A 519-nucleotide genomic window follows, 5' to 3' on the forward strand; every position below is an offset into this window, starting at 1 on the left:
TCGTCGTCTACACCGACCCGCTGTACACCGAGGACCTCGGCGAATACGCCCGCCACGATCTCCTCGATCGGGGTAGACGGGGCGCGGAATTCACGGGCCTCGAACACCGGCGCGGGCAGCGCCTTACGGTCCAGCTTGCCGGAGGTGTTCAACGGGAACGCGTCCAACTGCATGACCACGGCCGGGATCATGTACACCGGCAACACGTCACGCAGGGAATCCAGTAATGCCGCGGAATCGATCTGCGCACCGGGCGCCGGAACGACATAGGCGGCCAACTGCTCACCGAGGTCAGAGGCGGCAACGGTCACGACGGTCTGGCTGACCACCGGCTGCGCCAGCAACGCCGACTCGATCTCCCCCAGCTCGATCCGCTGACCACGGAACTTCACCTGGAAATCGGTACGACCCAAATACTCCAACACCGGCAGGCCGTCCACCTGCTGCCACCGCACCAGGTCACCCGTGCGATACATCCGCTCCGCGAGGTCGAACGGGCTCGCCACAAAACGATCCGCC

At 65.1% G+C, this 519-nt stretch carries 1 protein-coding gene; it reads right to left on the reverse strand.

Annotated elements, in window-relative coordinates; translation table 11 throughout:
* Nucleotides 1–519 (reverse strand): AMP-binding enzyme (locus tag NGR01S_RS29765; protein WP_157107521.1); only part of this gene is annotated, 519 nt, incomplete at both ends.

Source organism: Nocardia grenadensis NBRC 108939 (genome assembly GCF_001613445.1).
GTDB lineage: Bacteria > Actinomycetota > Actinomycetes > Mycobacteriales > Mycobacteriaceae > Nocardia > Nocardia grenadensis.